Raw genomic sequence first — 17061 nt, 5'->3', positions numbered from 1 at the left:
CATAATACAGATTATCTCACAGAAATCTTTCCAGATTATTTCCGGGAGAGGAAAAATTCTTTCAGTTTTGAAAGATTTGCCTTTATTTTTGGGTAATATTGGATAAGTTTATAAAATTATAATAATGTTGAAACAATCCATTCAGATTCCAATAGAAAGCAGGTGAGCATATGCCACCAGATAATATTATTCTTGTCTATGACATGGAACATGCCGCCGCCCCTGTCCTATACTCTTTGGATACCTGACAGCCAAAAAAGTGCGAAGCCTTCCATCACACAAAGGCTTCGCACTTTTCCTATTTTATTTCAGACCCAGCGGCAGTCCCTTTCTTAAGACATCCACCCCGTCTGTGCCACCCGGCAGATACACTTTTTCAAATCCCGGATATCAAGAGTCCCTTCCGACAGCTCTTTTTCCAGATTTTCATGATCCATGGGAAGCCCGGGCATTACAATATCATTTCCCGCCCGCATACAGCCGGAGGCGGTACAGTCCGGCCCGTTATTGGTGGTATACCAGTCCGTCATAATCAGCCCTTTAAAATCCCACTCGTTTCTTGCCACTTTTGTACACAGGTCAAAGTTATTGGCGGCATGTACCCCGTTAACCAGATTGTAACTGGTCATAATGGACATGGGATTTGATTTTGCCACGGCAATCTCAAATCCTTTTAAGTAAATTTCCCGGAGGGTGCGCTCCGTTATCACGGAATCTGAGTGGATACGGTTGTCCTCCTGGTTGTTGCAGGCAAAATGTTTAATGGTGGTTCCGCACCCGGGTATGCTCTGGACTCCAAGGGTTATGGCCGCCGCCATCTCCCCGGATAACACAGGGTCTTCGGAAAAATACTCAAAGTTCCTTCCGCAGAGGGGATTCCTGTGAATATTCATCCCCGGAGCAAGCCATAAGGTCACGTGAAATTCCGCCATCTCTTCCGCCGCCGCTTTTCCAACGGCTTTTACGATTTCTCTGTCCCAGGTCTGGGCCAGAAGCGTCCCCACAGGAAATGCGGTGCAGTACTGGTAATACTTTTCCCCTTCCGGCTCTTTATAGTCTTTGCAGAGAAATCCCCTTTCGATAGATTTTTCAAAGGGCTCCGGCACAATTTTCCCGTCCTTTACAAAATAACTCTGCTGGAGCCTTAACCCCGCAGGCCCGTCTGCCAGGACATAATCGGTAAGCCCCTGCCCCTTCGCACAGCCGGAGGTCTGGGCCGCCGCACCGGGCACAGAAAACCCAGCCGCCCCCAGGTTTCCGCTGCCCTGAACCTGGGAGGGTTCTCCCGTGGCAAGGCGGATTAACTGTTCTCTTGACAAAGCATCCACAAAATCTTTTGCTTTTTCAGGAATCATTTCATACTCCCCGCCGTAAACCATTGTCTTTTTTGCCATGTCTTTGCTTCCCAGAATCACGGAAGGCTTTTCTTCCAAACCGCAAATCCACTGCTCCCGTCGTCTCTCAATTTCCTCTGAGGGAGCCTTTAATTCCGTAAGTTCCTGTTTTAATTCGCAGATATGCTCCGTTTTTACCATAACAAAATCATCCTGCATTTTTATGGAAGCGGAAAAAGCGGAAGTATCCAGGCTGTTTCCCACAAAGATGCCGTAAACCCCCTGCTCTAACACCCAGCCCGGCTCACTTTCCAGATAGGAAGTAAGGGCATACAGAGGAAAACGGATTTCAAACTGCTGCCTTTCCCCGGAAGCAAGCTCTTTCGTCTTTTCAAATCCCACCAGCCTTCTGTACTCCTTCCCCAGCTTTCCCTGAGGGCAGGAGACATACACCTGAACCACTTCTTTCCCTTCCCGCTCCCCGGTATTGGTCACGGCAATGTCAAGGCCGATTTCGGCATGGTCTGTCCCTAAATCATAGTGTTTCATCCCAATGGTTTCTATTTTAAATTCCGTGTAGGAAAGCCCGTACCCAAAACCGTAGCGCACTTTCTTCCCAAAGCTGTCAAAATACCGGTATCCCACAAAGATTCCCTCTTCGTAAAGTTCTTTCTGTACATTTCCGTTGTTGTGGGAGAATGTGGAGGAATTGGGGTAATCCCCATAACGGAAGGCCCAGGTATCCGTCAGCTTTCCGGAAAAATTTACCTTTCCGGAAACCACATCCGCAAATGCGGCTCCCCCTTCGCATCCCCCCTGGCACATCTGTATTACACAGCGGATATTTTTGTATTCCTCCAGATAAGTCAAATCCACCGGCCCCCCGGTATTTAGCACCAGCACAACATTTACATACAGGCCGGAGAGCTCATTTAAAAACTTATTTTCCTCTTCCGTAAGATAGTAATCCCCTTTTTTATCGTATCTGTCCGCTCCTTCCCCCGCCACCCGGCTTAACACGTAAATGGCAGTGGCCGCCTCTGTTTTTTTTGGCATTTCCCCTGTGGGATAAGAAAATGGTTCCGACACATAGGCGTCAAACAGTGGAAAATTATCATCCTCCACCTTTTTCCAGATTCTTTCTTTCCACTCCTGCCTCTTTTGGTCAAATTCCTTCCTGTAGTTTTCTATCCAGTCCTCCGTGACAATCTCATACCCGGCGTCTTTTAACCCCTGATAAATACTCACACTGTAACGCTCGTTCACATCCCCGGAACCCGTGCCCCCTTTAATGGTTTTTTCCGCCCCCGGCCCGTAAAGGGCAATTTTCTCTGCCCTGTCTATAGGCAGAATGTGGTTTTCATTTTTTAAAAGGACAAATCCTTCCGCTGCCGCCATTTTTGCCACGCTGCGGTGTTCCTTTTCGTATGTCCTGACCTCACTGCTCTTTGTTCCTGTAAAAATTGTAGTTTTCATGCAAAACCTCCTGTTGTACGATTGTCCCTTACACTTCTTTTCCCATTATATAACACCGCAACGCCCATAGCAATAACAAGAATATCTAATGTTTTTTAGAATCTGCAAAAAATATGAAAGGTGTTTTCTCCCCTTCTTGTATCAAACATGCAGTTGTGTTATAATAAAGACCGATTATTTTTACAGACAGGAGGCTTTTTCATATGGCTTGGTACGATGAAGCAGTTTTTTACCACATCTATCCTTTAGGACTTACCGATGCGCCTAAGGAAAATTCCTACGGCCCGGTGGAACACAGGTTAAATACATTACTCCCATGGATTTCCCACATCAAAGAAATCGGATGTAATGCCCTGTATATCGGCCCTCTTTTTGAATCGGTAGGCCATGGATATGAGACCACAGATTACAAAAAATTAGACAGCCGCTTAGGCGACAATAAAGATTTGGCAAATTTCGTGTCGGAATGTCATGCAGCCGGAATCAAAGTGATTTTTGACGGCGTATTTAACCACACGGGAAGAGACTTTTTTGCATTTAAAGATATCCAGAAAAACCGGGAAAATTCCCCCTACCGGGATTGGTACTGCAATGTAAATTTCGGCGGAAACACAGAGTACAACGACGGTTTTTCCTATGAAAACTGGGGCGGATACAACCTTTTGGTAAAATTGAACCAGAGAAACCCGGCAGTAAAGGATTATATCTGTGACGCTATCCGTTTCTGGGTCAGGGAATTTGACGTAGACGGCATCCGCTTAGACGCAGCGGACGTTTTGGATTTTGATTTTATGCAGGCACTAAGGCACCTAGCAAACGAAGTGAAGCCGGATTTCTGGCTGATGGGAGAAGTGATCCACGGTGATTACAGCCGCTGGGTAAACGAAGGAACCCTCCACTCCGTCACCAACTATCAGCTTCACAAAGCCTTATATTCCGGACACAACGACCACAATTTCTTTGAGATTGCCCACACGGTGAAGCGCCTTTACGAAATGGGAGGCAGCAGGCCCGACGGACTAAAGCTTTACAACTTTGTGGACAACCATGATGTGGAACGTATCTATACAAAATTAAACAACAAAGCCCACTTTGCCCCGGTACATATTTTAATGTACACACTGCCGGGCATCCCCTCTGTTTACTATGGCTCGGAATTTGCCATTGAAGGGAGAAAAGAAAAGTGGTCTGATGCATCCCTGCGCCCTGCCTTAAATCTCTCCGATTTTAAGGATGCGGTGAAAACAAATCCCTCCACGGAACTGATTGCCGCTTTGGGACATGCCAGGCAAAAATCCAAAGCCTTAGCTTACGGAGATTACAGGGAGCTTTTGCTCACCAACAGACAGTATGCTTTTTCCAGAAATTTTGAGGAAGATTCCGCCATTGTCACGGTAAATAACGACGACAACGATTTCACCATGACAGTTGGCGCCGGAAATTCCAGCACATATGTGGGCGTGCTTTCCGGAGAAAAAGTTTCCGTGAATAACGGCTGCATCACAGTAAATGTGAAAGCCAACTACGGGGAACTGTGGCTGCCGGAGAACGTGGTATCAAATTCCCCGGATATAGCCCCGATAAAACTTGCCGCTGAAACGCCAAAAGCCTCCCCTGCAAAAGAGGAACCGGCAAAAACAGAGGCCATAAAAGCTGAAACAGAAACATCCCAGGGAAATGACGCCCCAGGCGATCCTAAGCCCCAGACTCCGGCGGCTCCTGCCTCCATTAAGCCTGACGATGCCGCTGGCAATATGACGGATAAAGAAAAAGAAGCATTTGAAAAAGGGAAAATTGCAGGGCTTCAGGAGGCGATTCTTGCAACTATGGAAAAGAACGGCCCCCTTACAGACCAGATGAGAAGGGATGTTGCCAACAATGTATATCATGATTCCTTAATTAACTGGATTAAGAGTTTCCGGTAGGGACTGGTTTTTCGGGAAACATTTTTTCATGGAGCTGTTACAATCTGCTGACATGGTTTATTCCAATGTCAGCAGATTTTCCAGTTGTTCCACCATAGAATTCACCATATCCACCTGCTCGGACAAAGCAATTATCTCATCGCTATTGTTCTGTACCATACTTGCAATATTGGAAAACTCTTCATTTTCACAGTGGATGCGCTCTGCATCACCTTATTCTGATTAAAAGCTGTTCCGTATTTTCTTTCATAAATTCTGATACATTCTGTGTTCCTATCTGTACACGGTTTACAATTTCACTGACATTTTGCGGAGAATCCTTGGTACCTTAAGCTTGAAGGGTTTTCCCCTTCTTCACACTGACTTTCGTTTTTGAAATCGTTACCCCAGTGGGATTGGCAAGCTTTTTGTCCCCTCCCGTCTTCATTCCGGTAAGCGTCAATCCGGTATTTGTACCATGTGCCGCTCTTTAAGCCCTTCTGGGTGTACTGCCCGCCGCCTCCGGAAGCCTTTGTCTTTACCTTTTTTAAGCTGCTCTTCTTCCCTTTGGTATTGCAGGGCGCAGCGTAAATGATATAGTCATCCGCCAATCCCCTCATCATATCTGCATCCAACCCCACGCCGTTATCCCTTCCCGTCACTGTCACCCGCACCGGGGAAGTACCGGATAATTTCAGGTTCATACATTAGTCCGCATTTGTGAAACGCTGGACTGCGGCATACTGGATGTGATTGAGTTAGCCAGTGACGAACCTTCGGTCACAGAAAAGAGAAAAAATAACAGAAAGAATAATAAGAAAAGGGATTAAGCATATACTTATGGGCAATTATTATGCTTTCTATTTAGAGTTATCGGAAAAACAGCCAGTCGGATAAACGGCTGGTTTTCTAATCCTTTTTACGTTCCAATACTGCATGTATCATGGCAGCGGCTATTTCCTGCTGACTGGGCAGTGTACTTTCCCACAGTTCTGTCAGTTCCCTGATTTTGCTGACGTCATTATCCGTAAGAGAATCACGGAGCAGATAATCAGGGGAGATTTTCAGGGCATTGCAGATATTTATAAATACGGGCAGGCTGGGAACTTTTGTCCCGCCTTCAATCTGCCGCAGATATGTGTTCTCTGTATGCTTCTGTGCAGGGCATAAATGATTCCCCCTTTCTCCCACATGGGGTTGCATGATTTATAGTTGCTTTTATAATTCAGAGTGGTGACAACATAAAGGGTGCCACCACTTGATTAACCACTTGCAAACCAAAAATACAGAATAAAATTCTAATTACTGCTACATATCCGAGTTGATTCTCCCAATTTCTCAAAGCTATTTCCATATGAATTAATTTCATCTTGATAGATTTGGTTTTCAGCCTGTTTTGCCAATTCCCGTGTTGATGGCAACTTTGCACCCGGCTTATAATATCCATTAAATATTTTCTTTAACAGTTCAACCGCAAGTTGGTTGTATCTTTTAGAATTGATTACCTTTAACATAGTTATACACATTTCCACAGTGCTTGTCTTTTGGTCTACTACGAAATCTCACTCACTCTCCATCTTTTCATAAAGAAAGGGTATTGACAATGACATCAAAATCGCATATACTGTACTTATCGAACCAGTACGCACGTTACAGGTAATACGCATAGAGAGGAGTGAATAAATGGAAATAATCATAAGCAACAGCAGTGATAAGCCTATTTATGAGCAAATATGTATGCAGGTCAAAAATATGATTATGAACGGAACTTTATCTGCTGGTGAAGCGTTACCGTCCATGAGGGTATTAGCAAAAGACTTACATATCAGCGTTATTACTGTCCAAAGGGCTTATGAAGATTTGACCCGTGACGGATTCATAGAAACTGTATCTGGAAAAGGGAGCTTTGTTGCAGCCCAAAACAAGGAGTTTATCCAAGAAGAACAGTTGCGTGTAGCAGAGGAATTGTTACAAAAGGTTGCGGAAATCGGCAGAGCACATGGAATCAGTTATGAACAAATGACAAATATTCTAAAGTTGTTTTACGAAGAATAAACAGGAGGCGAGGACATGGAAAAAAACAACATTTTAGTACGGGATTTATGCAAACAGTTTGACAAATTTTTGTTAGACCATGTTTCATTTCAAGTTCCGAAAGGCAGGATTGTCGGCTTTATTGGCGAAAACGGGGCAGGTAAGAGTACGACCATTAACCTAATACTTGATGAATTAAAAAAAGATAATGGGCAAATACAGATTTTTGGTATGGAACATACAATTTCTTCTGTTAAGGAAAATATAGGCGTTGTCTTTGACGAGTGCAATTTCCATGATGTATTTAATGTGTCAGACATTGAAAAAATACTGTCCGGCGTATATAAGTCATGGGATAGCAGCCTTTACAGACAGTACCTAAAAAAATTCAAAATCCCCGAAAGAAAACAAATAGGCTCTTTTTCAAAGGGCATGAAGATGAAGTTATCCATTATCTGCGCTATGGCACATAAACCGAAGTTGTTGATTTTAGATGAAGCGACTACGGGGCTTGACCCGGTTGTGCGTGATGAAATGTTAGATTTATTTTTAGAATTTATACAGGACGAGGAATGTTCCATTTTCTTTTCCTCTCACATTACATCGGACATACAAAAGATTGCGGATTATGTAATCTTGATTCATCAAGGCAAAATTATTTTTGAGGAACAAAAAGACGACCTTGTTTATCATTTTGGGATAGTGAAGTGCGGGAGGGAAAAGTTTGCTTCCATTTCCCCGGATGATTATATTATCCACAGGATTACAAATGTCAGTGTGGAGTGTCTTGTCCGTGACAAAGAAGCGATAAAGCGCAAATACAAAGATATTGTAGTTGATAATGCAACACTGGAAGATATTATGCTTTTTTACATCAAAGGAGGTGCAGCATGAAAGGTTTAATTTACAAAGATATTACAATCTTCTTTAAGAGTATTGACAAAAAGCTGGTTATAATAGCAGTTGGAGCAATTATATTACTCATGGTCAATACCGGAGTTTATGCGGGGCTGCTTGCTTCTGTAATGTTCACTATGACAATAGGTATGCAGAATATAATGAGTTTTGCAAGTGATGAAAAGGCAAGCTGGAAAAAATATCAGTTAGCAATGCCTGTAAACGCAGTTTCAGTAGTGGCAGGCAAATATATTTCCGTTATTTGCACATTGGCAGTCAGCATTGTGGGAAGTATTATATTAAATCTTTTACCGAGTATTGCTTTTCAGAGTTTCAATGTTACTGTTTGGGGAGTGTCTGCTGCTGTATCTCTAATTCTTCCGTTATTATGGACTGGAATCTGTCTGCCATTAACCTATTGGTTTGGTTTCCGTTCTGCGCAGACAATGGGTCTTTTTGTAGTAATTCCCATGTTCTATTTTGTCAAATATTTTGAAGATGGGGCTGGATTTTCTGCTATGACAAATTCTATATTTTCTTATATTGTTATTGCAGGAGTTGCAGTGGTAATCCTCTTTATAATTTCAATGATAATAAGTACGATAGGGTACAGTAGAAAGAAATAATATGGCTATTGGACTGTTAAAGTAATCTTATATCTAAAAATGGCTATCAATCGGGGGCTATAGAAGCTGCAAAATTTTCTAATATTAGATTAGAAACATGGGATAGCTTTTTAAATATCATTAGGGATAAGTGGCTAGATAATAAGTTGTGGCTAATTAAAACTATGGCTGCAAGAGTTATGAGTTTTGCAGATACATACACCTATGAATTTGAAAAACTTTTTGAACAAGAATATCTGATTTACCAAGAAACATGTAGAAATATATCCAGCATAACTGAACAATGTGTTGTTATACAAAAATTGGATTTCATGGATAACACATCTGTTTTGGATAAATTTTTTATCCCACAAAAATATAATGATATTGAGCAATATCTAACAAATCTTCAACAAAAACTTAAATCAGCACTTGATATACTGGAGCAATTATCGATCCAACCAGATAACCCCAATCGCTTTATTGCAACAATGAAAACATTTATGCAAAACATTGAATAGCAAATTTATTTGACCCGCCTACTATAGCGGGTTTTTTCATACTACAAGGTATGCTAAATGAAACAGTACAAAGCCCGCCCCTGCCCCATACGCCGGGGACGGAGCCGGAACGGGACACGAGAACCGCCGAGCGTGTCTTAGAGCATATTGACGGGGCGCATACCCGGAACGCCAGCAAAAAGGCGGCAAGGAAAGCACCGGCAGAAGCGGAAAACTGCGCCCGCACTTCTGCGTTTGCAGCTTTTCATACTCTGCTTGCAGGGCGGGGACGTTGGAGAGCTTGCCGCCGATCTGCGCCGCCTTTAGTGCCTTTGCCGCCGCTTCATGGAGGATAATACCCCGTTCATGCTCTGCCCGGTATTTCTCCTTGTTCCGGGCTTTACGGTAGGCTTCATAGAGGGGCTTTGTCTTTTGGTAGGTAGTGGCATTCTTGATAAGTACCGCCATATCTTTAATAATTTCAACAATATGTCAGGTAATATATGCAGCATTCGTTGGCTTTCTATTTTGTGTTATATATTATCGTTCTAAAAACTTAATTTCATGTATGCTGTTGCATGGAATATTTGATTTTACGGCTTATTTTTGGTTTTCATTCTCTGGTAAGTAAAGAATTTCAATGGTTAGACGGAAAAGCTGATAAAGACACCTTAGTATCAGCAATCAAACAGGCAGACAAAGAATGTGGAAGCTTGTGTCAGCTCCGCAAGTTCTTCCAGCTTTAAATGGCGCTCTGTCCGTAAGTCTTTGAGCGCTCCTGTATGGTTATGCCCTGCTTTATGGTTTTATCCCCTTTCCGGCGGCTTGTTACCCGCCGCCATATTGATTATACCACACCATTCCGCAAACGTGGAATTTTTTGATTTTTTCACTCCATTCCTGATTTATGGAAATACGGGAATGGGAACAAAAATATTCTATGATAGTATCAGTTCATCGATGGATTACTCCAATCACATGACCGGGCTGATGGGATATGCTCCCCAGACGACGTGCCGCCATGAACTGTGAAAGGGAATAAAAATCCCCGCCGCAGCGAGCGCACCAGAGGGAGCAAAACGCTGCCGGAGAAACCGGGGGCAGGAACGACATCAGGAAGAACCGGCTGGACTGTACTAAAATATAAATAACACAGTATGCAGGCAGCGGGGATTTGCGGAGCTAAGTCGCATATATCTTCTCATACCAAAAGTATAATCAGGTATTCCAAAAAGTGGTAAACAGATGTATAATAAATCCAAAGATAAATGGGAATTTTTGAGGTAAATAAGTAATGAATAAACAACTAAAAAGTAATGAATTTTATTGGTGAAGCAGAACCATATATTTTAGTTCCACATTCTATGTCAGGATCAGAAGCAATACGATGGAAACAAAAATATCCTGATGATATAAAGGCTATTATCGGAATAGATATGTCTACACCTTTGGCATATAGAAATTGGACTGATAAAAGAGTTTCAAAAATTATTGATGAAAAGAAATGCTTTTAATAAATGTTATATTAATGAATGCAGAGAAGTGTGAGGTCTTTTCATATTGTCCAATCTGAATTTTTTTGAATAATCCAGATTGGCAGGCGGTGAACGGCATCCACTGTAAAAAACAGGCTTGCAACGCAATCCGACCAAAAACGACAAAAGAAAAACCGTAAGGGCTGTCGCACCTTTACGGTTTATAGGTATTTTGGTTCTTCGTCGTTTTTTTAATTTGGTGGAGATGAGTTTGTTATGTAAAAAACAAATTATGATTGCTCACACGTTCATTGTTTCTGCATCTAAAGTGTCTGGCTCTTTGATAACTGGTACTTGTATATTTTTTTCGTATTGACGAATAATAGAGTCATTTAATTCTTGGCTGGGTTTTTGTTTTATTCTAAGTGCTTTTCTCAATAACAGTTCTATCTCGTTTTTATTGTTATTGCCTTTTGAATGATTCTTCATGAGTTTTCATCTCCCTCTATCTTGTTAAAAATTCCCTCTGCCATTCTCTGTGCCAAGATTTCCTGATAGTCGTCACTTAACAGCTTTTGACTCTCAGAATAATTTGAAAGAAATCCCATTTCCACCAAAACAGCAGGTATTTGAGTATTTCGCAAAACATAATAGTTTTCGGTTTTTGCATCCCTCGTTTTCACGTCATTGCTTAGCGAAACTGCATGGATTATGCTTTCTGCATATGCTTTGCTTTCCGTTGCGTCTGGACTATTGTAATAACATTCCAAACCTGCTATCTGCGCATCATCTTCATAATAGTTGCAATGAAGGCTGATAAAAAAATCTGCATTGGAGCCGTTTGCAACAGAAGTCCGCTGTGCGAGGCTCATCTTCTCATCGGAGTTTCTGGTCAGAATAACTTCAATATTGTTATCCTCCAGAATCGTTTTTAACTTCAATGCAACCGAAAGGTTAATATCCTTTTCTATAATCTTTCCGCTGACAGTCCCACCGTCACTTCCGCCATGTCCTGCATCTATGATGACGCAAAACTTTGAAACGTAGTCAGCTGTTGAAGTAATAGGAGCAGTGCCATTGCCAGCGTTCGTATCTGTATATGTATTGGTATCTGTATATGTATTGGTATGTATATCTGTGCGTATATCTGTTTTTTCATCTTCCTTTGTAAACTTTTCGCATATGTAAAGACAGCCGCAAACCATAAGTATTATCATTATTACTGGTATCAGTATAACGACTGCCCTGAGCAGATAAGCTATCACAAGCCGTTTGGCCTTTTTTCTCTTCCTGAGTTTTTTTCTCTTTCTGTGTTGTTTTTTATCCATTGCCGCATTTGTTCCTCATTCCTTTTTCCAAAATATATTGTTTCATAGGAAAGTCAAAAACTGGTCAAGAATTAGGCATTATTCAACGACTTTTTGATAAAACGATGTTCTCCCCGCTTTCTTTTGCTAATATATAAATGTTGCCAGCATCACAAGTAACCGACATTGCGGGCGTATCGCTCATCAACCTTTTGTTGTTCCCATCCTTGTTGCAGGAATATACACGACTTCCGTCTGTTCTGGATACATAATAAATCGACTGCTCATCAATGCAGAAATCATACGCAACTACTTTTTCATAAGTAAAAGTTTCGCCGCTTAGAACATGATACCTTGTTAAAACCGATTGCTCGTTTTTGTAAAAAATGTTTTCTCCATCAAATGAGATATTTCCACTTGTAGGAATGTCAAGTTTTGTAATGCCTTTCGTGAAACGGTTTACTTCTGTTATACCATCATTGCCAATGAAAAATATGCTGTCATTATTTATGAAAAAACCGTAATGGAACTCTAAAAACTTCCATTTATCACCCGTCTCATAATCAATGTCAAAGAGGGAACGACCAGAATTTGTAATCTGTTCAAAAACGATTTTTTCCTCAAAGGTATCTAAATTAAGTTCTACCACCGACACCTTTGTTATGCTGCTGTTATAGTTTCCGACACGGTTCACATAACTTTCCGTAACCGATGTCGTATAATATAGATATGGTGAACATACACAAAACGCACATACCTTTTCTTCATCAGAAAACGCCCCAAACATAGGTGAGCGTACTAAATGAAGCATTTCTCCCGTGGAAGCATTTTTAAGATAATAGTCAAAAGTTTCTGCGTCCTGTGTTATTTCATAGCCCATACAATCATATTCCGCCGATGAATTATAAATAAAATTCTGGCTTTTTCCGTTATCTGAACATCCTGTCATTGTCAATAAGAAACTAAGTATGATAGCAAGAGTCGGTACATTTCGCATTTTCCTTGTTTTCATTTGCCATTTGTTAGAATTGCTCCGTGAAATCCAAGCGGCAGCCAAAATACATAAGAATACGGATACTGAAAACAAAATCAGCAGTGTAATAGTATTAATCTCTGCAAAAACAATTTTCTCATCACCTGTAAAAGCATCACTTGAAACAATATCTCCTGCAAAAAAGTCTGTTCCGAGCAGAAATGGCAAAGGCAGCGGCAGACGGTAAATAATTGTTTTGGATAGACCTGCATAGGGAATAATGACCGATACTGCACCTGCAAGCAGGGTCACCGCATACTTTTTCGCCAAAACAGAAATAAACATAAGAAGTATTGTTAAAAACACGCTGCCAAAAAGACGGAGCAATCCTATATATACATATCCCTCGAATAAAGTTATGCTTTTGTTGCTGCCTGCAAAGTAACTAAGGCTTTGGATGGGATAATTTCCATTAGGCAGTCCATATTTGAGGCTGTAAAATCCGTATTCAATGAGCGATATGCTTACACACATCAATAGGACGCCCGAAATAACAATGAGCATCTTATGCAAAGAGCTTTTTCGCCCCTCTTTTGAGGTCAAAATCAAAGCATCCATCTGGCAGCTATACTCGGAACAGAATACGGGCGTAACAATCAGCAAAATGCCAAGGAACAGAACAAAATTAAGCGTACCTCCGCCAAGAAGCCCCGTCCATCCGTTCGTTTGAAGAAAATAGCGGTTTTTGGCATTTTCGCAGGTGTAGAGATATTGCTGATAAACGACCTCAAATCCGTTCTGATGTTCCAGAACCCTTCCAATTTCTTGGCTCTCCTTCTTATATTCGCTTTCACTGATTTTGCCATCATAGTAGCTTTCCAAAAGATAGTTTTGTTTCTCCTTGGTGTCTGCAATTCTCTCTGCTTCCTGTTCCAGATAAAGAGAAGTTTCATCGGTACAGTATCCATTTACCTTATCAAGATACCATTCATATTCACTTTTGTACTGTTCCATTGCACTATTATAAGGATTGTCTGATGCAACGAGCCATACAGTTCCAACCAATAGGACAATGACGATATAGCAAAGCCCTTTTTGGTGAAGGAATATCTTTTTTATTTCGTACATGAATCCAGACATTTTATCCTCCTGTCCCGGCAATGACAATTCTTCTTAGAAAGTATAACCATTACCGTTATTACAGCCATTCCCACTATTACGGCAAAAATAATAGCTGCCAAAAAACTTTGTATTGGATAGCCCCCAAAACCGATAAATTCCGTCTTACCGAACAAAATACGGTTAGTGAGCAGCGAGTAGGGGTTTATTATCTTTAGCCGAATATTGCTTGAGTAACTCTGTGACGCACCTGTAATAATCAAATATAAGGCTGCTCCAAAGTCAGCGACAAATGGGATAAGAGCGTTACGCCAAAACATGGAAATCAGTAGGAAAACCATACTCATAGTCCATATGCCGATTGCTTTTGTAATTGCGGATAGAACTACGTATTGCCACAAATTGCAGTTTACCGCAGCCGTACTGAAATTGCTGATGGCATACAGAGGGAGATTATATCCCTCCATTGTTCCAAATGAAAAGGAAAAGCCAAGATAATCCAGCACGGAAAACCATATTACAACACTTATTACAAACAAAGTAACTGCAACAATTTTAGCTAATACGGTTTTTTTACCGCCATTAGGGTTCGTCAGTAACAGCATATCCATCTGCGTTTCTTTTTCATAGACGAAAGTGCTTACAATTCCGTATAAACAAAGAAACAAAACCAATATATTTGAAAAGTCATAGTTCAAATAATAGTTATACATTTCCTGATAGGCAAAAGCTGGTATATTCCGTCCAGAATAAAGATTGTAAATAACACTGTTTTTACGCACTTCAAAGTTAAGTCCTTGTTCCTTGTAAAATGCAGCATTTTCTTTTGCCTTCTTTGCCACTTCCGAAGCATAAGTCCGATAATTATAGAAATATTCCATAGGCTCTACATAGTATTTTTCTAAGATGTTTTCGTCACTATATATATTTCCCGTCATCGTATTCGGGTCATCTGTGTCTGTGCTTGCCGTCATATCAGCCGTAGCATCTGCTAACGGCTGATATAGATCAAGAAGATTGTTGATTTTATCGGTAGTTATCTCTCCACGATATTTCTCATAGAGCTGCCAATACACGCTGTTCCAACTGCGGCTGTCTTTCCCGTCTGCCAAGTAGGAATAGGAATGAAATTCATTATTTATTTTGAACAGGTTTATTACACTGAACAGAATAAGTACAACAAGTATTGACCGCTTGCAAAACAATTTGTAAAATTCATATCTGATTAAGCGTGTCATTTTTTCTCTCCAATGTCTTTCGACTCTCGCGGCATTCGTCAAATGCTCGTGCGAGCACGGCACTTGACTCATTGCCCGCGGAAATAATATAAAAATACATCTTCCAAGTTAGGGGAAGCTTTTACTGCGTTTGTTGCGGGCGAGCTATCGCTTACAATTCTTACTGAAAAATTTTCACCCTGCTGCTTCATATTACTGACATAATATTTGTTGCTAAGGCAAGCAGCCTCTTTGGCGTTTGTTGTCACTTCCCACACTTTACCATAGATACTCTGTTCTAATACGTCGGTAGTTCCTTGCGTGATCAAAGTGCCTTCTTTGAGAATAATAATCTCTTTTGCAATACACTCGACATCAGAAACGATATGGGTAGCCAGCAAAATCGTCCGTCCCTGTGCAAACTGTGAAATCAAATTGCGAAAGCGGATGCGTTCGCTTGGGTCAAGTCCTGCTGTAGGCTCGTCTAAAATAAGGATTTTAGGGTCGCCTAACATTGCTTGGACAATGCCGACTCTCTGCCGCATACCACCAGAAAGTGCGCCAATCTTTTTATCTTTCGCATCGAAAAGGTTGACAATGCCCAGAAGCTTAAAAGCCCGTTCTTTTCCTTGTTCCGCAGGGATTCCTTTTAACGCACACATATATAACAGGAAATCCATTACCGTAAAATCCCGATAGAAGATAGGGTATTGCGGCATATATCCGATTTTTGATAAAAAGTCTTTGCCCATTTTTTTTGCATCTTGACCGTCTATCAAAACAGTTCCATTATCGCTGCCCAAAATGCCGACAAATATATTTATCAGCGTTGTTTTTCCTGCACCGTTAGCCCCTAAAAGTCCATAGACACCCTCCGAGAGTTCCGTGGTAAAATTCTTTAAGGCATATTTACCTCTATACTGTTTTGAAACATTCTGAAATGATACTTTCATAGATAATTACCCCTTAAAGCCAAATGTTGTTATCAAGGTGCTTACTTCACTAATACCTCGCCCAAGCACAACGATACAGGTGCCTGATTCATCCAAAATTAAAATCTGCGGGACACGCTGGAAATAAGTACTGTTGTTATCCTTGACTGTTTCAGTATGGATAACATTTCCCGATGCTGTATCATAAATATTTATTGTTACGCTGGCTTCTCCCAAAATGGAAGTAGCAACATATTTACCTTGCTCAGAGCAGAAAACCCCGTCTTTTCCTTCGCTGCTACCTGAGAATGTAATCTTTTTTTCTGTATTAGATGCAGTATCAAGCATTAGCAGCGTTCCATTATTTTTGTTAAAGCTCTGGGGCATGACAAGTAAGTTTCCGCCCTTTTGTACTTCTTCAACATCCACTTCATAATCGGCTTTTTGGGTGATACTAAGACTTGCATTGTCTGTAGATACTGTTCCATAAACAGAGACTCCATCCCCGCCATTAGAGCTTATTCCCATGCCTACATAAGTTAAAGTTTTATCTCCCGTAAATGCAAGACTATCCATCGTTACAATCTCCATATTATTTGCCCTGCCATTTTCGGAATAGTTCAGAATGGTATGTACCTTTTGGGAAGAAGTATCATAGAGATAAAGTCCTTGTAATCCGCCGAAAGCGATTTGTTTTCCGTCCTGTGAAATGGTGACACTCGCCATTTGGAGGACAGAATCATCATTTAGCAGCCCACGAAAGGAAATTGTATTCTTAACAACAAAATCCTTATTTAATAGGTATCCTTTTATTCCATTACTGCTTTGTGCCGTTGCAAACGAACCCGTGCTGCCGCTGATATTTTCTTCACCGACAATGAAATACCCGTCCGAATAAGGCTGCACACATAACTCATTCAAAAAAATATCCGCACTTGCTATAGTCTCGCTTTTCCCAGTATCATAAAGATAGAGCTTATCTGCTGCAACAATAATCCGATTGCCATCAGCGTAATAACAGCCGCTGACCTTTCCAGAGAAAGCCGAGCCATTCACTGTGCCAACATCCATAGTATTTTTATCTGTATCACTATTCTGTGGGTTGGACTTATTATTGTCGCTGCTTTCGCTTCCTGTTTTTTCCGATGTGTTATCTTCTTCAGATTGTGGCGCATCTATGGAGCTTCCGTTTTCAGAACTATTCACATTTTCCTGACTCTTACCACAAGCTGACAGATTAAGAGCAAAAGTAAGTATAAGCATAATGCACATGAATTTCCTTTTCATT

At 41.2% G+C, this 17061-nt stretch carries 16 protein-coding genes and 1 pseudogene; 7 read left to right on the top strand and 10 right to left on the bottom strand.

Features of this window, described 5'->3' with window-relative positions:
• Positions 1 to 332 precede the first annotated feature (332 nt).
• Positions 333 to 2810 (bottom strand): glycoside hydrolase family 3 protein, encoded by a 2478-nt coding sequence (locus D7Y06_RS06830; protein ID WP_120407057.1) that lies wholly within the window; start codon positions 2808 to 2810, stop codon positions 333 to 335.
• A gap of 203 nt (positions 2811 to 3013) precedes the next feature.
• On the opposite strand from D7Y06_RS06830, the gene D7Y06_RS06825 reads away from it, so the two are divergent.
• A complete protein-coding gene (locus D7Y06_RS06825; protein WP_120407056.1) occupies positions 3014 to 4735 on the top strand; it encodes an alpha-amylase family glycosyl hydrolase in 1722 nt (573 codons plus the stop codon).
• Positions 4736 to 5031: 296 nt separating this feature from the next.
• Here the strand turns inward: D7Y06_RS06825 and D7Y06_RS06820 are convergent, their stop codons facing one another.
• Both D7Y06_RS06820 and D7Y06_RS06810 read right to left on the bottom strand, forming a co-directional pair.
• Positions 5032 to 5418 (bottom strand): hypothetical protein, encoded by a 387-nt coding sequence (locus D7Y06_RS06820; protein ID WP_120407055.1) that lies wholly within the window; start codon positions 5416 to 5418, stop codon positions 5032 to 5034.
• 205 nt (positions 5419 to 5623) lie between these two features.
• Positions 5624 to 5905 carry a helix-turn-helix domain-containing protein gene (locus D7Y06_RS06810; RefSeq protein WP_243119147.1) on the bottom strand — a complete coding sequence of 94 codons (282 nt, stop codon included), beginning with the start codon at positions 5903 to 5905 and terminating at the stop codon, positions 5624 to 5626.
• 492 nt (positions 5906 to 6397) lie between these two features.
• On the opposite strand from D7Y06_RS06810, the gene D7Y06_RS06800 reads away from it, so the two are divergent.
• From D7Y06_RS06800 to D7Y06_RS06785, 4 genes are all read left to right on the top strand, one after another.
• Positions 6398 to 6769 (top strand): GntR family transcriptional regulator, encoded by a 372-nt coding sequence (locus D7Y06_RS06800; RefSeq protein ID WP_120407053.1) that lies wholly within the window; start codon positions 6398 to 6400, stop codon positions 6767 to 6769.
• 15 nt (positions 6770 to 6784) lie between these two features.
• Positions 6785 to 7642 carry an ABC transporter ATP-binding protein gene (locus D7Y06_RS06795; protein WP_120407052.1) on the top strand — a complete coding sequence of 286 codons (858 nt, stop codon included), beginning with the start codon at positions 6785 to 6787 and terminating at the stop codon, positions 7640 to 7642.
• A complete protein-coding gene (locus tag D7Y06_RS06790; RefSeq protein ID WP_120407051.1) occupies positions 7639 to 8271 on the top strand; it encodes an ABC-2 transporter permease in 633 nt (210 codons plus the stop codon). The genes D7Y06_RS06795 and D7Y06_RS06790 overlap by 4 nt, the downstream gene beginning before the upstream one ends.
• 164 nt (positions 8272 to 8435) lie before the next feature.
• On the top strand, positions 8436 to 8771 hold the full coding sequence (locus D7Y06_RS06785) for a hypothetical protein (protein ID WP_147415600.1): 336 nt from the start codon (positions 8436 to 8438) through the stop codon (positions 8769 to 8771).
• Positions 8772 to 8996: 225 nt separating this feature from the next.
• Here the strand turns inward: D7Y06_RS06785 and D7Y06_RS06780 are convergent.
• A pseudogene (locus tag D7Y06_RS06780) lies at positions 8997 to 9227 on the bottom strand (relaxase/mobilization nuclease domain-containing protein); the annotation flags it as partial.
• On the opposite strand from D7Y06_RS06780, the gene D7Y06_RS28535 reads away from it, so the two are divergent.
• Both D7Y06_RS28535 and D7Y06_RS26490 read left to right on the top strand, forming a co-directional pair.
• Complete coding sequence (locus D7Y06_RS28535) at positions 9193 to 9381, top strand: CPBP family glutamic-type intramembrane protease (protein WP_120407049.1); 189 nt, start codon at positions 9193 to 9195, stop codon at positions 9379 to 9381. The pseudogene D7Y06_RS06780 and the gene D7Y06_RS28535 sit on opposite strands and share 35 nt — an antisense overlap.
• A 685-nt stretch (positions 9382 to 10066) precedes the next feature.
• A complete protein-coding gene (locus D7Y06_RS26490) occupies positions 10067 to 10264 on the top strand; it encodes an alpha/beta hydrolase (RefSeq protein ID WP_199714652.1) in 198 nt (65 codons plus the stop codon).
• Between the two features lie 261 nt (positions 10265 to 10525).
• Here the strand turns inward: D7Y06_RS26490 and D7Y06_RS06760 are convergent, their stop codons facing one another.
• The 6 genes from D7Y06_RS06760 to D7Y06_RS06735 all read right to left on the bottom strand — a co-directional run bounded on the left by D7Y06_RS06760 (position 10526) and on the right by D7Y06_RS06735 (position 17060).
• Positions 10526 to 10714 carry a hypothetical protein gene (locus tag D7Y06_RS06760; protein ID WP_120407048.1) on the bottom strand — a complete coding sequence of 63 codons (189 nt, stop codon included), beginning with the start codon at positions 10712 to 10714 and terminating at the stop codon, positions 10526 to 10528.
• Positions 10711 to 11553, bottom strand: a complete 843-nt coding sequence (locus tag D7Y06_RS06755) for an N-acetylmuramoyl-L-alanine amidase family protein (protein WP_120407047.1) — start codon at positions 11551 to 11553, stop codon at positions 10711 to 10713. The genes D7Y06_RS06760 and D7Y06_RS06755 overlap by 4 nt, the downstream gene beginning before the upstream one ends.
• Positions 11554 to 11635: 82 nt before the next feature.
• Complete coding sequence (locus tag D7Y06_RS06750) at positions 11636 to 13645, bottom strand: ABC transporter permease (protein WP_120407046.1); 2010 nt, start codon at positions 13643 to 13645, stop codon at positions 11636 to 11638.
• A complete protein-coding gene (locus D7Y06_RS06745) occupies positions 13621 to 14862 on the bottom strand; it encodes an ABC transporter permease (protein ID WP_120407045.1) in 1242 nt (413 codons plus the stop codon). Before D7Y06_RS06745 ends, D7Y06_RS06750 begins: the two co-directional genes overlap by 25 nt.
• Positions 14863 to 14930: 68 nt before the next feature.
• A complete protein-coding gene (locus tag D7Y06_RS06740; RefSeq protein WP_120407044.1) occupies positions 14931 to 15794 on the bottom strand; it encodes an ABC transporter ATP-binding protein in 864 nt (287 codons plus the stop codon).
• Positions 15795 to 15800: 6 nt separating this feature from the next.
• On the bottom strand, positions 15801 to 17060 hold the full coding sequence (locus D7Y06_RS06735; protein ID WP_120407043.1) for a hypothetical protein: 1260 nt from the start codon (positions 17058 to 17060) through the stop codon (positions 15801 to 15803).
• Position 17061: the final 1 nt, after the last annotated feature.

This window comes from Roseburia sp. 1XD42-69 (assembly GCF_003612565.1).
GTDB lineage: Bacteria > Bacillota > Clostridia > Lachnospirales > Lachnospiraceae > Roseburia_B.
This window is presented reverse-complemented; position numbering and strand designations above follow the sequence as displayed.

Coding starts and splice junctions, on each gene's coding strand:
- D7Y06_RS06800 (WP_120407053.1), top strand. CDS start 6,398: ATGGAAATAATCATAAGCAACAGCAGTGATAAGCCTATTTATGAGCAA.
- D7Y06_RS06750 (WP_120407046.1), bottom strand. CDS start 13,645: ATGTCTGGATTCATGTACGAAATAAAAAAGATATTCCTTCACCAAAAA.
- D7Y06_RS06785 (WP_147415600.1), top strand. CDS start 8,436: ATGGCTGCAAGAGTTATGAGTTTTGCAGATACATACACCTATGAATTT.
- D7Y06_RS06735 (WP_120407043.1), bottom strand. CDS start 17,060: ATGAAAAGGAAATTCATGTGCATTATGCTTATACTTACTTTTGCTCTT.
- D7Y06_RS06830 (WP_120407057.1), bottom strand. CDS start 2,810: ATGAAAACTACAATTTTTACAGGAACAAAGAGCAGTGAGGTCAGGACA.
- D7Y06_RS06795 (WP_120407052.1), top strand. CDS start 6,785: ATGGAAAAAAACAACATTTTAGTACGGGATTTATGCAAACAGTTTGAC.
- D7Y06_RS06740 (WP_120407044.1), bottom strand. CDS start 15,794: ATGAAAGTATCATTTCAGAATGTTTCAAAACAGTATAGAGGTAAATAT.
- D7Y06_RS06790 (WP_120407051.1), top strand. CDS start 7,639: ATGAAAGGTTTAATTTACAAAGATATTACAATCTTCTTTAAGAGTATT.
- D7Y06_RS26490 (WP_199714652.1), top strand. CDS start 10,067: ATGAATTTTATTGGTGAAGCAGAACCATATATTTTAGTTCCACATTCT.
- D7Y06_RS06820 (WP_120407055.1), bottom strand. CDS start 5,418: ATGAACCTGAAATTATCCGGTACTTCCCCGGTGCGGGTGACAGTGACG.
- D7Y06_RS06825 (WP_120407056.1), top strand. CDS start 3,014: ATGGCTTGGTACGATGAAGCAGTTTTTTACCACATCTATCCTTTAGGA.
- D7Y06_RS06755 (WP_120407047.1), bottom strand. CDS start 11,553: ATGGATAAAAAACAACACAGAAAGAGAAAAAAACTCAGGAAGAGAAAA.
- D7Y06_RS06760 (WP_120407048.1), bottom strand. CDS start 10,714: ATGAAGAATCATTCAAAAGGCAATAACAATAAAAACGAGATAGAACTG.
- D7Y06_RS06745 (WP_120407045.1), bottom strand. CDS start 14,862: ATGACACGCTTAATCAGATATGAATTTTACAAATTGTTTTGCAAGCGG.